This is a genomic window from Sinorhizobium glycinis, assembly GCF_001651865.1.
GTDB lineage: Bacteria > Pseudomonadota > Alphaproteobacteria > Rhizobiales > Rhizobiaceae > Sinorhizobium > Sinorhizobium glycinis.
Genome location: NZ_LPUX01000053.1, coordinates 397,756 through 411,538, shown reverse-complemented (window position 1 = coordinate 411,538; position 13,783 = coordinate 397,756). Strand labels below are relative to the sequence as shown.

Sequence of the window (13,783 nt, the reverse complement as noted above, 5' to 3'; positions counted from 1 at the left end):
TGTCCCTCTACAGCTTGGCTTGGCAATATTGCGCCGTGTGCGCGGTGCAGTCGGTCAGCGAGCCGATATAGGTGTTTTGGCGGCGACGCTCCGTATCGGCGCCGACTGCGGCGGCGAGCGACATCGCGAATACGACCATCAACAGGCTGATGATGGTGAGGCGGCGAGCGAGAATATCCATTGTTCTGTCCGTGGGCTGGAGAGACGTTCAAATCGATTGAGCGTCTTTTCGCACAACCAAACTGAATTCTTGCTGAGATGCCCGTTCATCTGCCGTTCATCTTCGGCTCGACGCGGTCTTGCCAGCGCCGGAAGGTGTTCCTACGTCTGTGTGTCCACAACCTCAGGAGAGACCGCCTATGACCGCTCCCATCGAGCTCTATTACTGGCCGACGCCGAACGGCTGGAAGATCACCATCATGCTGGAGGAGCTCGGCGTTCCCTATGTGGTCAAATACGTCAATATCGGCCGGGGCGATCAATTCGCGCCGGATTTCCTGAGGATCTCGCCGAACAACCGCATGCCGGCCGTAATCGATCCGGACGGCCCGGGCGGTGAGCCTCTCTCGATCTTCGAATCGGGCGCGATCCTGCAGTATCTCGGCCGAAAATTCGGGAAGTTCTATCCGGCCGACGAGCGCGCTCGCGTCGAGGTCGAGCAATGGCTCTTCTGGCAGGTTGGCGGCCTAGGGCCGATGGCAGGCCAGGCCCATCATTTCCGGCAATATGCTCCTGAGAAGATCCAATACGGCATCGACCGTTACACCAATGAGGTGAACCGCCTCTATGGCGTGATGAACAAGCGGCTCATCGACCGGCCGTTCCTCGCCGGCGAATATTCGATCGCCGACATGGCGGCCATCGGCTGGGTGATCCCGCATGAGAACCAGGGCCAGGATCTCAACGAATTCCCGAACCTGAAGCGTTGGTTCGACACGCTGCTGGCACGGCCCGCTGTTCAGAAAGCGCTCGAGGTGGGCAAGGAGGAGCGGGCCCGTCAGAAGAGCCTTGCCGAGGACAAGGAAGCGCAGAAGATCCTGTTCGGTCAGCGCGCCCGCTGAAGCGAGGCGAGGGCGGTCACCGCAGGCCGCCCTCGCGGGAGTGCGAAAGAACTAAAGCCGCGTCCAGGTCTGCGACTTGCACAGCACCTTCAGCACGCAGCCTTTCATCTTCAGCGAATTGCCGTCGACCGAGCCTGAGCCGCTGTAGGTCTTGTCGCTTTCCGGATCGGTGATCTCGCCGCTGTAGCTGCCAGCGGTTCCGGCTAGGTTGCCGATGCGTTTGCCCGCGTGCTTGCCCGTCTTCAGCGTGACGCAGAAAGCACCGCCGCATGGGGCGATTTCCGCCGTGGCTCCGCTCGCTGTCTTCCAGTTCCCGACGATCGGTTCGGCGGCATGAGCCGCCCCCATGGCTCCGAAGACGAGCGCCGCGCTGACGAGCAAAGTACGAATCATTCAATGTCCTCCCTTGGAGACGGCCGGCTGCCAGCCGCCACGATCTGGATGCCTCGCATCGGCGGCCTCCTCGCCGCCCGAGCGCCGCACAATAGCTTACGCGTACGTAAAGGTAAATACGCCTCAGAAGTGCGAAAATGATTGCGGCTGAACTCTGGTACGGGTCGCGGAACCCGGCAGCGGTCGAACGCAGGTTTGTTCTTTGGTTAGCGATCGGTTGAAATCCGCGGTTGAATTTTTCGTAAATTTTGAGCCGAATTGCCGATGCCGCAGGCGCTCCGATGTTTAACGAAAACCCAAGTTTACCAAGTGTTTGAACTTTGTTTGCGTCAAATTAAGCATGGATTTTAAGCGCCCGTTGAAAGCCACGCTGCATAGTCGAACCCATAAGACGAGCGGAGACATCACCCCGCCAAATCAGCCGGAGCCGACGCCGCAGAAGACGGCGCGTCATCGGAAAGCCCGCCAAGAGGCAAGACTGAAACAGGGACAAGAAAGCAAGCAACTGAAGCCCGGCGCGCCCGAAGGGGGCGTGCCGCTTCGGCTGAACCAACAAAGAACGACAGGGACAAGACAATGGCACGCTTTGACTTCGAGATCACCTCGGATGCGGCAATGGGTGGCGAAAACCGCGCCGATACTCTTTGCGAAATGGGACTCGCTTATGCGACCGGCCGCGGCCGGCCGGTCGACCTGGTGGCCGCCCATAAGTGGCTGAACATCGCCGCCATCAAGGGTTCGGACCGCGCTGCCGGCCTTCGCGCCGACCTTGCGGCGACGATGAGCAAGACCGACCTTGCCGCGGCGCTACGCGCCGCGCGCGAATGGATGACGGTGCATTGATCCCGTATCGGCCGGCTCCCGCTAGCCCCCAGTCAGGCTCCTGAGCACTGCGGGGAGGGCGGCCCCGAGCAATTCCATCTCCGCGTCTGGGCCGGTGCTGATCCGGATGCAGCGATTGAGCGGCGAGACTCCCGGCATACGGACGAAGACGCCGTGATCGCTCATCAGCCGGTCGACGACGGCCCGGGCATAAACTGCATCCCGGCCGCAGTCGACCGCGACGAAATTCGTCGCCGAGGATAGCGGCAGAAGTCCGCTATCACGCGCAATGCCGGCTATTCTGTCGCGCGACGCCGCGATCCGCTGCGTCACGTCCTTTAGGTATTGCTGGTCGGAAAGGGCGGCGATCGCCGCAGCGACACCGATTCGATTCATGCCGAAATGGTTGCGGATCTTGTCGAAGGCCTGCGCGGTACCCGGCGTCGTCAGCGCATAGCCGACGCGCGCGCCGGCGAGGCCATAGGCCTTGGAGAAGGTGCGGGTACGGATGACGTTCGGGCGATCGATGAGGCTTTCGATCGACGGCAGAGCCTCGAGCGGAGCCGTTTCGCAATAGGCTTCGTCGAGGATGAGCAGCGTCGTTTCCGGCAAGGCGGCCGCGAACTCGATAACGCGCTCGGCGGGCCACCAGCTCCCCATCGGGTTGTCGGGGTTGGCGAAATAGACGAGCGGCGCCGCCTCGCGCCTGACCGCGGCAAGCAGGCCATCGAGGTCTTCGCGATCATCGACGAAAGGAACGGTGACGAGCCGGCCGCCATGTCCCGCGACGTGATAGTTGAAGGTCGGGTAGCCTCCCAACGAAGTGACCACCGGCGTGCCCTGCTCAACGACGAGGCGGACGATCTGCCCGAGCAGGCCGTCGATTCCCTCTCCGACGGCGATATGGGCAGGAGATGCGCCGAGATGCGCCGCAAGCGCGTGCCTTAAATCGTAGTTCTCAGGATCGGCATATTTCCAGGTTTCGCCCGCGGCCCGCTGGATGGCGAGCAATACGGAATCGGCCGGCCCGAATCCGCTCTCATTGGCACCGATGCGGGCGGCGATCTGACGGCCGCGCTGCCGCTCGATCGCTTCCGGACCGACAAAGGGCACCGTGGCCGGCAGCGATTGGACGAGCGGCGTGAAACGCGAAAATGCGGACATCTGAAAACCCTGAGCTCCGTTCGAAAAGCGCCGCGGAACTTATCGCATCGGAACGGCAAGCGGAATGCTCAAAAGAGACGACGGTCAGGCTCTGGCATCCCGCAGCAGTGCAAGCGGCTGTCTCGGAGCCGCGGGACGATTTCCGCCGGCGCCCTACTGCATGTGTCCTTAAATCGTAGCCGATCTAAGGACAAAAACATGCGGCAATTCAAAGTGCTACAGCGACCTTTGCGCGTCTGATAAGACGCGCGGCGCCGTAGGCCTGACGTTTCCGGCCTGGCCGGTGAAAAACTCGTGGCGCACGATCTGGTGCAGGAACGTTTCGTCGATGACCTTGATGAATTGCACCCCGATTCGGTTGTCCCGCCGGTGAACCTCGGCGCAGCCGATCCGGAAATTCGTTCCGACGATGTGGAGATAGTAGTGCAGCGGCAGGCCGATTGTCGTGCTGACGGACAAACTCGCTCCCCCGCGCGAGATATCGATCATCCTGCAGGCGTGTATCGAAATCCCTCCGAGGGCTGGCCGAACCGACATCAGCGTTGCGGCATGTCCGACCGCGAAGCGTTCGTAGCGCCGCTCGTAAAGCGGCGACGGGACAAGCGAATACATGGTCGACTGCAGCATGGTCGTGCTCCGATGATCGCGGGCGCTCGCGAGGGACGCCATGCGGTCTTCCGCCCGTCGGCCCAACGGAGTTTTGCGAGACTCCGGCAAAGTCATTTGCCGGCACCCCTGAGGCGGCGAGACGCCTGGAAGGTCGACGGTCAGTTTCCGCCAGCAATCTTGCAATCGCTTGAAGATATTCAATAGAAATCTAATGAGCGCCGATTCGGCCCCAAGCACGGGCGGAGGCCCGCACTTACAATCCGCTCGAGAACTGGATGCGAATCAGGCGGCTCAGGAAATCCTGCGCCAGCAGCATGTTGAAGCGCACGCCGAGTTCGGCGCCGCTGCGATGCACTTCGGCGCAGCCGATCTCCTCCTTGAAGCCGTCGATTTCCAGAAAGAAGTGCTTCGGGAGGAGGATTGCGGCGTTGACGTCGAGCATGGCGCCGCCGATGGAGATGTGCCGCAGCAGCGCCTGATATTTGGTCTTCGCCTTCAGCTGACTGCCGATGACGAGAATGCGGCAGGGACGCTCTATGTGGTAATGCGGATAGGAAACGGCCGACTGGCCGGGCTTTCCTTGCGCGAGATGCATGATCATCGACATGGCAGGGTCCGGTAATACCTGTCTACTCCACCGGAGAAACCCACATGTACGGAATCTCGCGTGGCGACATAGGCCACACTCCATGATGCGACTTGCTTCAGCCTTGCCGTGGCGCGATTCGATTTAGCCCGCGCGACCACGACGAAAATGGCGGGATTTCCTGAAATCCGACAAAAAAATCTTGCATTGAAGGCGCGCTGCCACTAGTCAGGCGCTAACGGAGAGGTGGCCGAGTGGTCGAAGGCGCTCCCCTGCTAAGGGAGTATACCGGAAACGGTATCGAGGGTTCGAATCCCTTCTTCTCCGCCACCAACACTTCCCAAGCATCCTTATCCACACCCACGCGGCCTTGATTTGCCGCGTTTTTTGTTGCTTGTGTTTCCCATGGGTTCCCATCGTTAGAGACCGCTACCCACTCATTTGTGGGTATTTGTGTGGGTACCGGAAACGCAAAATGTGGGTATCAGGGCGCATGAGTGTTTTAACGGACAAACAGATCAAGAACGCAAAGCCAGCGGCTAAAGACTACAAGCTCGCTGATGGCAGCGGCCTTAACCTCTTCGTTCTCACCACAGGCACCAAGTCGTGGCGGCTCCGGTACCGGTACGAAGGGAAGGAGAAAACCCTCGTCATCGGCAACTATCCCGACATCTCACTCGCTGACGCCAGGGGCGAGCGTGAGAACGCAAAGGAGGTCCTGAAATCCGGTCGCGATCCTAGCCTTGTGAAGAAGGTCGAAAAGCTCGTAGGCAAGAAGAAAACGGCGGACACTTTTGAGGTCATCGCCCGAGAGTGGTATGATCTGCAAAGGCGGCATTGGGTCGAAAAGCATGCGGCCGACGTTCTCGACTCGTTGGTGAAAGATGTTTTCCCCATCATTGGCAAAATGCCGATTAAGGACATTGACGCGCCAACGGTGCTCGCCGTCCTCCGGATAGTTGAGAACCGCGACGCCAAGGAAACTGCTCGCCGAATCCGGCAGCGGATTTCATCCGTCTTTGTATATGCGATCGCATCCGGCAGAGCGACTCAGGATCCGGCCGGCGTCTTTCGCGGGGCAATGGCTCCACAAAAGAAGGGTCGACAGCCCGCGATAACCGATCTCGACAAAGCCCGCGAGATGCTGATGACCGCTTGGGCCACGCCCTCGCATCCTGTGACGAAACTCGGGCTGCGGCTGCTGGCACTGACCGCGGTCCGGCCGGGCACGCTGATAGCCACGCCCTGGGCGGAGTGGAACCGCGTCGATGAAGATGACCCAATTTGGCTGATCCCGGCGGCCCGAATGAAGCTCAAGCTCCAGCACAAGGATGATGAAGCGCGCGACCACCTCGTCCCGCTGTCCCGCCAGACGATGGACACCATGGCGGTGCTGCGCTCTATCACGGGCAGGGGGCCATTCGCCTTGCCGAACGGACGGCACGCGCACAAGGCGATGTCGGAGAATGCGCTTGGCTACCTGCTGAACCGTGCCGGGTACCACCACAAGCACGTCCTGCATGGCTTCCGATCGACGTTTTCTAGCATCATGAATGAACGCTACCCCGCCCGATCGCCAAATCATCGATCTGATGCTGGCGCATACGCCCAAGGACAAGGTCGAAGGCGCTTACAATCGTGCAGAACATTTACCGCGGCGCAAGGAACTCGCACAGCTCTGGGCTGATCTGATTTTGAAAGACATGCCTTCCGCCGAGGAACTGCTCCACGGACCGCGCAAGATCCTCAAGGATACACATACCATATTTTCAGAGTGAAGAGCCAGACAGCGAGGATTACTGTCGCCGCTACGACGACTCGAGCTTGCGGCCGCGCCGCTTCCTGAAGGTGGCCCAACCTAATTCTGCTCATGGCGGTCTCCCGCGAGCTCGTGTTTTCTGATCCGCAGAGCCGTCAGGAATGTCTCGACGATGATGATCCCAGACTTTCGCATCAAGGTGGTGGTCGCTAGTTCGCATCCCTTCAAGGCGAGGGATTGCACTCGCGGCGGTGCATCGGCCGGCCACTGATCGTCTTGAACGGGTGGAGAGCGGTCGTCGCCAAGCTATCGCCGAATACCTGTTTCGGACCCCAACAGATTCTTGCTTGGCGATGAGGATCGCAGACGTTCAACTGCGATCGGATTGGTGAAGCTGTAACTGATTACCCCGCTGCCCCGTATATCTCGGCAAGATCACCAAGGTCCCAGTTCCCGCCAGACAACACCGCACAGACTTTTTCATCGGGCCTGACGTCTATGATGCCCGCCAACAGTGCTCCGACGCCAATCGAGGCGGCTGGTTCAGCGATCAATTTCGCATCCTTGGCAAGAGCGCGCATCCCGGCGATGATGTGCTCGTCTTCAACAAGAACAATCTCGTCCACATATTTTTCGATAATCGGATAAGGGTTTTGACCCGGAACACTTATCCTCAAGCCATCGGCAATAGTGTTCTTCAAGGGAAGCGATGTGCGCTCCTTGTTGATCCGGCTGTGAAAATACTTCGGTGTCAAGGCAGGCTCTGCCCCGATGACCCGCACCGACGGCTTCGTTTCCTTGATAGCCGTTGCGATTCCCGAGATCAGGCCTCCACCGCCTAAGGGAACAATGACCGTGTCCACATCGTCCAGGTCTTCGAGTATCTCGCACCCGATCGTTCCCTGGCCAGCCATTACAACGGGGTCCTCGAAGCCGTGAATAACCGCATACTTGTTTCCTTCAGCAATTTCGTAGACCTTTTTCCATCGAGCAGCATTATCACCGTCAAAAAGAATGACTTCCGCACCAAGGGCTTTTGTATTTTCAATCTTGATTTTGGGTGTGGTGACCGGAAGTACCAATATCACTTTTACGCCGAGCATCTTCGCCGCGTAAGAAAGCCCCTGGGCATGGTTGCCCGACGACGTCGCGATAATGCCGTTTGCGATCTCTTCTCTCGAGAGCGAGAGAGCCTTGTTCAGGGCACCGCGGATCTTGAAGGCGCCAGTAATCTGCAGGGTTTCGGGTTTGAGATAAAGCTGACAGCCAGCGGCCTTCTCGATTTTCTGCGCACGCAATAGCGGCGTGTGCCTGACGTGCGGTTTCAGCCGTTCCTGGGCTTCACGGATGTCCTGAATGGTGGGGTAATTGCGCATGGTCATTACTCAAAGAACTGAAAGAAGGTGCCGACGTTATTGGCTATGGCGTTCTGATAGATTTTGCTGGCTGTCGTATTGTCTTGTATGGCCATTCCCGTGGAATCGAAAATCGTGATTTCGTCATCACTTTCTCGTCCCGGCTTCCTTCCCAGCAATACCTCGCCGATTTCGCCATGGATGTCGTCTTTGGTGATGATGTTTCCATTCAGCGGGTGCCAGGTCTCGCCCTTTTCAGTGCATTGCGCGATCGAGTCGACGATGATTCTTGCGTTTCTGAATATCTCCGGATCCAGCTCCTGTTTGCCGCGTTGATCCGTGCCGATTGCAACGATGTGTGTGCCGGGCTTCACCCAATCTGCTTCCACAAGCGACCCTTTCCCGCGGGTCGTCGTGATCAGGACATCGGCCTGCTCAACGGCTTCTTTTTTGGAGTTGGCCATGATTACAGGAATACCGAATTCGCTTTCGATATCGGTCTTGTATTTGGAAAGCGTATCCGGGTTATTGTCCCATGCGTGGATCTCTTCGATCTTCATGGTCTCGTTGATCGCCCGGATTTGCATTCTTGCCTGATTGCCAGTGCCAATCGATGCGATCGTCGAGGCGTTCTTCCTCGCCAGTGCTTTGACGGAGACGGCTCCAGACGCCCCCGTTCTAAGACCAAGGATCAAGCTTCCATCCATGACGCAAATCAACGCACCGCTCCTGCCATCAAACAGGAAAATAGTCGCCATGCCGTTGGGCACGCCGTGTGCTGTTGGGTTATCGATGAACCCTCCAGAAGAGGCTTTCATGGAGATCACTTCATTGGCTTTGTAGTAGCCAAGCTTGAAGTCAATTTCCCCACGAGGCGACGGGAGATCTATTCCGATATAGTCGGGTTGTTCGACCTGATCGCTGTTAAAGGCCTTGTATGCCTCCTCCACCGCGCCGATGACTTCCGCCATGCCGATTAGCCGTCTTACTTCATCCTTCTTAAGCAGCAGCGTTTTCATGCATGACCTTTCTATTTTCTGGCATCGGTACAGCACGCCCAAGACCGAAATCACGATAGTCGGAGAGCGGGGAGATTAGTGGCCGGATTCGCCTCGACCGGAAGCAGATTGCTCTGTATCGCATAGAGGCTTTGGCAGAGAGTTGCGGCATGCGCCTTTTCCGTATTTAGGCGTCAGAGTGTAGGCTCGCCACGGTCGGCACAAGATGCGGTGTGGGCGGCATAGGTTAGCGCGAACGCTTCGCGCACTGCCTTGCGTCGGGAGGAACTGCTGTCTTCTGCGGTTTACCTTGAACCTTGAAGACACAGGCCGGAACCGCATCATGACCAACCAAGCGATCATTCTCGAGAAGATGACACCAAAGCATCTGGACAGGGCATTGGAGCTGTCCCGCCAGGTCCGATGGCCGCATCGGCGCGACGATTGGGAACTGGTCCAGTCAATCAGCCAGGGAATCGTCGCGCTCGAAGAGGAGCGCCTCGTCGCGACCGTCATGATGACGCCCTATGGCGATGACGCCGCCACCATCAACATGGTCATCGTCGATGCCGCGATGCGCGGCCGCGGCCTCGGCCGGAAGATGTTGGAAGAGGCGCTTGCCAAGGCGGGAGAGCGCACCTGCTATCTGGTGGCGACGCAGGAAGGTCTTCCGCTCTATGAGAAGGTGGGTTTCGCTGCGACTGGCGAGACCGTGCAGCACCAGGGCGAGCCGTTGCGGGTTGAGGCGCCGGCCCATGTAACATGGAGCGGGCGCGGCGATCATGCCTACCTGGTGGCGCTGGACAGCGCGGCAAACGGCCATGACCGTTCGGCATTGATGGAGATTCTGCGTGAGCGGGCGAAGTTCGCTGTCATTCGCGATGCCGGCGAGATCCAGGCCTTCGCGGCGATCCGGCCTTTCGGCCGTGGGCTGGTCATCGGACCGGTGGTAGCGAGAAACGATTCCGAAGCCAGGGCCCTGATCGATTTCCTGCTCGCCCATCACCAGGGCAGGTTCGTCCGTATCGACACGGATGCCTCCACGGATCTTGCAGGATGGCTCACCGCGCGCGGGCTCAACCACGCCGGCAGGGGGATCAAGATGCGACGTTTGGGGGCCGCATGCGGGCAAAGCAAGCCCACGTATCACCGCAACTACGCGCTGGTCAGTCAGGCACTCGGTTGATCTGGTCGAAAAGCTGCGGGGACTCGCTTGTCGAACCCGACGGTGCGATCTGCCTCATCCACTCGCCCTCCTATCGCCGCCATGAGGCGGCGGACGGGTGCTGAAATCGGCCAAGGACGCGACTGTCGCCTGCGCGACCGGACATAAGCTGCTCGACGGGGTTCGTGGGGGGTCTGTGGGGCGTCAATGCCCGATACGGGCAGGACAGTATCGTCATCCAAGGTCGCGAACGCAGCCGTCTATAGCGTTTGATACATGACGAAGGCGTCAACATAGCCATGCGTCGGGTGACTGAACGCGCCGGGCAATGTGCCCACAATTTCAAAACCCATTTTCTGCCATAGCGAAACAGCTCGTTCGTTGGTGCTCACCACGAAGTTGAACTGCATCGCCCGATACCCGTGGGCGCGGGCGGTTGCCATTGAGTGTTCGCACAAACTACGTGCGACGCCTTTACCGGTCGCATCAGGCGCTGTGACGTATCCACAATTGCAAACATGCTGACCACCGCCAGCCTGATTGGGACGCATGTAATAGGTGCCGAGGATGGCGCCCGCTTGCTCGGCAACGAAGACTTCCTTGTCTGCTCCCATCCAGTACGCGAGAGCCTCTGCCCGGCTCAGGTTGGGATCAAGCGCATAGGTTTCTCCCGCTCGGATCACGGGCTCAATAATTGACCAGACGGCGGGAGCGTCTGCGGATGAGGCGGGGCGAATATGCATGGCGGCATGATTAGCTTTTGCGGCAGGTGCTGAGAAGCGGGTCATGGTGTTTCTATCCTTTGTTGACTGGAAAATGGCGGCTCCGCCTCGGCGCCTCGAGGTTGCATCACCCTCCGCGCGAAATCGAAAGAGCCAACCTGGTGTTAGTCCGGAATTTTCTGCTGACGAGCCGAGGAATCCGGCCGCCACACCGCCCGCATCGAGGTCTGCTGCGAGATTACTGCTGGAACAGGCTTGCCAGCGGCAAATGCGCTTTGACCAGGGGCGATTTCAGCACGACGAAGCTGAAGTACTTGTCAATGCCGATTTCCGAATCGAGGAGCCGCTCCATCAACGTCTGATACTCTTCGATTCCGGCGGTGACGAATTTGACGAGATAATCGTAGCCTCCGGAAACTAGATGGCACTCGATGACCTGATCGACCTTCTCGATCGCAGTAAGAAATCTGGCGAAGTCCAATTGACGGTGGTTCTTCAGCGTGATTTCGGTGAACACCGTCAACGTCTGGCCCAGCTTTCCGATATTGATCTGGGCAGAATAGCCCTCGATATAGCCCTCCGCCTGCAGCTTTTTCACGCGCAACAAACAGGGACTTGGCGAGAGATTGACCATTTCCGAAAGCTCGACATTCGTCATTCGGCCATTCTTCTGCAATGCGTTAAGTATCTTGACGTCGATGCGATCAAGTTTCATTGGCTAGCTCCCGCTGATATGGTTGCGATGGAGTATTCACGCATCAAACTTCTCAGTAGCCTTATTCGCTCAAGCTGGCTGGCCAGCGGCCTTTGCTGCGCCTCCGGCGCCATGCGCTGGCGCCGACGCCGCGACCCCGCCGAAAAGCAGGCTCTGGCGGAGCCGGAGAGGAAGCATCCGAGATGGTGCTTGCTCCGCGCCGAACCGGCGGCACTGGCATCCTTAGCGCCGCCTGGCAGGTTATCCTTCCGAGCTGTCAAATTCCGCAGGGAGCGCTGGTCAGCGTTGATCGAGCAATTTGATCTGGAGATCTTCCCAGTGCTCCTGGAACGCCTCTCGCGCCGTATCGTAGTGGCGGCTTCTCAAGCTGTTGATGAGCCGCTCGTGTTCTTCCGCCATTTCTTCCGCAGTGGCGTAGAAATCCTGCCGCTGTGCGAGGAGAAGCTCGATCTCGCCCTCGAGGTCTGAATAGGTTCGCTTCAGCCGAGCGCTGCCGCTAGCGGCAATGATCGCGCGGTGGAAGTCACGGTCCGCGGCAACCAGCAGCGATCTGTCGGAGGATAGAGTCGACCTGTGCATCACCTCGACCGCCTCCAGCGCCAGAGGTGGGATGACCCCGGTCAGCACGATCAGACGAATGGCCTCGCCTTCGATGGCGCCGCGCACGCGTGTGATGTCGACGATATCGTCGGGCCCGAATTCGGGCACCACAAAACCTCTGTTCGGTATCTGACGCAGCAGGCCCTGCGTGACGAGCACCTGGGCTGCTGTACGGAATGTGTGCCGCGAGGTCGAATGCTCCTCGCACATCTTCACGTCCCGGAGGAACTCGCCCGGTTGGAAATCCCCTGACAAGATGCGCCGTCGCAAGGCGTGTGTCAGGGTTTCCACCGCGCTAGCGGGCAAGGGCTCGACATTCATCTCAAGATCTTCGGCTTGATTCCTGGCGTGCAGCGTCGGCATGGCTTTGGCTTCGCTCGTTGATTTTTGCATACCTACGCCATATGCGGCGGCGTAGGGCAAGGGAGATGATATTGTGCCGCCCATGGTGGCGGGTCCTAGATCTGCACGCACCGAAGCGCCTCGTCGACGCCCTCGAGCAGACGTGCCGCGTTGGCCGATGTGAAGATGAGCGGGGGCCTGATCTTCAGGATATGCGCGTCCGCTCCGGTCGCGGAAATGAGGATGCGCCGGTCGCGCAAGGCATTGACGGCTGCAAGCGCACGGTCCATGTCCGGTGTTCTCCGGTCTCGATCCTTGACGAGTTCGACGGCGAAATAGAGGCCGGTCCCGCGAACATCGCCGACGAATTCATATTTCGTCTGTAGGTCCCGGAGGCCGTCGAGGATTTCGCCGCCGACCGTGGCGGCGTTGTCTAACAGGCCCTCTTCGAGGATCGTGTCGAGCACGGCCCTTGCAGCGGCGATAGCGACGGAGTTGCCGCCAAACGTGTTGAAGTAGCGCATGCTGGATCCGAACTCGGCGACGAGTTCGGGCCGCAGGACCACGCCGGCAACGGGATAGCCGTTGCCCATGGGCTTGCCCATGGTGACGATGTCGGGATCGACCTTGTGACGGGAGTGACCCCAAAGATGGGTGCCGGTCCGCCCGAATCCGGACTGCACCTCGTCGGCGATGAACAGGCCGCCCGCCTTTCGCACCACTTCCGCCACCGGCGCCAATACGTCCGTCGGATCGACATAGAGACCATCGGAAGAGAAGACGGAGTCGGCGATGAAGGCCGCCAGGCCGCCGCCATGCCGCTCCATGTCGCCGATCTGCCGCGCGACATCCTCCGCCATCCGCCGGCCGATTTCCTCGACGGGCAGGCGATAGGAATCCGGCGCGGCGACCGTGCGAAGATAGGGATCCAGAGCCGACTTCTTGCCGAGCGACGGCGAGATTGCCGCCACCGCGCCGCTGTTGCCGTGATAGGCTTCGGCCGTGACGATTACGCCGGTCTTGCGTGTGTGGTAACGCGCGATACGCAAGGCGAGATCGTTGGCTTCCGAGCCGGTGCATGTGAACATCGCGCATCCGGTCCGCCCGAGTTCGCCACCGAACGTATTGATCAGCGCTTCAGCATAGTCCAGCAGGGGCTCCTGCATGTAACGCGTGTGGGTACAGAGTACCTCGAGCTGCTTCTGGATCGCCTCGACGACACGCGGATGAGAGTGACCCAGCGATACCACGTTGTTGTAGGCGTCGAGATATTCGTTGCCATGCCTATCATAAAGGAAGACGCCCTTAGCGCGGGAGACCTCAACCGGCGACTTGTAGAAGAGCCGATAAGCGGGCCCGAGCAGCCTTTGCCGCCTGGTGATATGCGCCAGATCTTCACTTGTGAGATGAGACGTGTCCTGAGGATTGAAGCCATTTGGCATGTCACCACGGAAGCCCTTGGGCAGGGTAGTCGCTTGCTTGGACATTACGG

The 13,783-nt window shown here is 59.3% G+C and carries 15 protein-coding genes and 1 tRNA gene; 5 read left to right on the top strand and 11 right to left on the bottom strand.

What is annotated here, in order from left to right; all coding sequences use genetic code 11:
• Positions 1-7: 7 nt before the first annotated feature.
• Entirely contained in the window at positions 8-181 is a 174-nt protein-coding gene (locus tag AU381_RS30230) for a hypothetical protein (protein ID WP_012707384.1), read from the bottom strand.
• 178 nt (positions 182-359) lie between these two features.
• On the opposite strand from AU381_RS30230, the gene AU381_RS06880 reads away from it, so the two are divergent.
• Complete coding sequence (locus AU381_RS06880; RefSeq protein WP_064241006.1) at positions 360-1,061, top strand: glutathione S-transferase N-terminal domain-containing protein; 702 nt, start codon at positions 360-362, stop codon at positions 1,059-1,061.
• 51 nt (positions 1,062-1,112) lie between these two features.
• Here AU381_RS06880 and AU381_RS06875 read toward each other — a convergent pair whose 3' ends face one another.
• Positions 1,113-1,454, bottom strand: coding sequence for a DUF2147 domain-containing protein (locus AU381_RS06875; protein ID WP_064241005.1), 342 nt, complete (start codon positions 1,452-1,454; stop codon positions 1,113-1,115).
• A 576-nt stretch (positions 1,455-2,030) separates the two neighbouring features.
• Here AU381_RS06875 and AU381_RS06870 point away from each other — a divergent pair.
• The gene (locus tag AU381_RS06870; protein ID WP_064241004.1) at positions 2,031-2,297 is read left to right on the top strand and encodes a sel1 repeat family protein; all 267 of its coding nucleotides are present in this window, start codon (positions 2,031-2,033) and stop codon (positions 2,295-2,297) included.
• 21 nt (positions 2,298-2,318) lie between these two features.
• Here the strand turns inward: AU381_RS06870 and AU381_RS06865 are convergent, their stop codons facing one another.
• The 3 genes from AU381_RS06865 to AU381_RS06855 all read right to left on the bottom strand — a co-directional run bounded on the left by AU381_RS06865 (position 2,319) and on the right by AU381_RS06855 (position 4,656).
• The gene (locus tag AU381_RS06865; protein WP_064241003.1) at positions 2,319-3,440 is read right to left on the bottom strand and encodes a pyridoxal phosphate-dependent aminotransferase; all 1,122 of its coding nucleotides are present in this window, start codon (positions 3,438-3,440) and stop codon (positions 2,319-2,321) included.
• A 216-nt stretch (positions 3,441-3,656) separates the two neighbouring features.
• Positions 3,657-4,109: a PilZ domain-containing protein gene (locus AU381_RS06860; protein ID WP_244520033.1), complete on the bottom strand. Its 453-nt coding sequence runs from the start codon at positions 4,107-4,109 to the stop codon at positions 3,657-3,659.
• 193 nt (positions 4,110-4,302) lie between these two features.
• A complete protein-coding gene (locus tag AU381_RS06855) occupies positions 4,303-4,656 on the bottom strand; it encodes a hypothetical protein (protein WP_064241002.1) in 354 nt (117 codons plus the stop codon).
• Between the two features lie 219 nt (positions 4,657-4,875).
• Between AU381_RS06855 and AU381_RS06850 the strand changes: the two genes are divergently transcribed.
• A tRNA-Ser gene (locus AU381_RS06850) sits at positions 4,876-4,965 on the top strand.
• A gap of 145 nt (positions 4,966-5,110) precedes the next feature.
• Positions 5,111-6,322, top strand: a complete 1,212-nt coding sequence (locus AU381_RS06845; protein ID WP_244520032.1) for a tyrosine-type recombinase/integrase — start codon at positions 5,111-5,113, stop codon at positions 6,320-6,322.
• Between the two features lie 476 nt (positions 6,323-6,798).
• Here the strand turns inward: AU381_RS06845 and AU381_RS06840 are convergent, their stop codons facing one another.
• Together AU381_RS06840 and AU381_RS06835 are read right to left on the bottom strand one after the other, a co-directional pair.
• Positions 6,799-7,776 carry a threonine/serine dehydratase family protein gene (locus AU381_RS06840; protein ID WP_174552521.1) on the bottom strand — a complete coding sequence of 326 codons (978 nt, stop codon included), beginning with the start codon at positions 7,774-7,776 and terminating at the stop codon, positions 6,799-6,801.
• On the bottom strand, positions 7,776-8,768 hold the full coding sequence (locus AU381_RS06835) for an ornithine cyclodeaminase family protein (RefSeq protein ID WP_064241001.1): 993 nt from the start codon (positions 8,766-8,768) through the stop codon (positions 7,776-7,778). Before AU381_RS06835 ends, AU381_RS06840 begins: the two co-directional genes overlap by 1 nt.
• 322 nt (positions 8,769-9,090) lie before the next feature.
• Here AU381_RS06835 and AU381_RS06830 point away from each other — a divergent pair, with 322 nt between their 5' ends.
• A complete protein-coding gene (locus tag AU381_RS06830) occupies positions 9,091-9,933 on the top strand; it encodes a GNAT family N-acetyltransferase (protein ID WP_064241840.1) in 843 nt (280 codons plus the stop codon).
• Positions 9,934-10,172: 239 nt separating this feature from the next.
• Here the strand turns inward: AU381_RS06830 and AU381_RS06825 are convergent, their stop codons facing one another.
• From AU381_RS06825 to AU381_RS06810, 4 genes are all read right to left on the bottom strand, one after another.
• Positions 10,173-10,655: a GNAT family N-acetyltransferase gene (locus AU381_RS06825; protein ID WP_064241839.1), complete on the bottom strand. Its 483-nt coding sequence runs from the start codon at positions 10,653-10,655 to the stop codon at positions 10,173-10,175.
• 217 nt (positions 10,656-10,872) lie between these two features.
• Complete coding sequence (locus tag AU381_RS06820) at positions 10,873-11,349, bottom strand: Lrp/AsnC family transcriptional regulator (protein ID WP_064241000.1); 477 nt, start codon at positions 11,347-11,349, stop codon at positions 10,873-10,875.
• A gap of 279 nt (positions 11,350-11,628) precedes the next feature.
• Positions 11,629-12,312 carry a GntR family transcriptional regulator gene (locus AU381_RS06815; RefSeq protein ID WP_064240999.1) on the bottom strand — a complete coding sequence of 228 codons (684 nt, stop codon included), beginning with the start codon at positions 12,310-12,312 and terminating at the stop codon, positions 11,629-11,631.
• A gap of 95 nt (positions 12,313-12,407) precedes the next feature.
• Entirely contained in the window at positions 12,408-13,778 is a 1,371-nt protein-coding gene (locus AU381_RS06810; RefSeq protein ID WP_064240998.1) for an aspartate aminotransferase family protein, read from the bottom strand.
• Between the last annotated feature and the right edge of the window lie 5 nt (positions 13,779-13,783).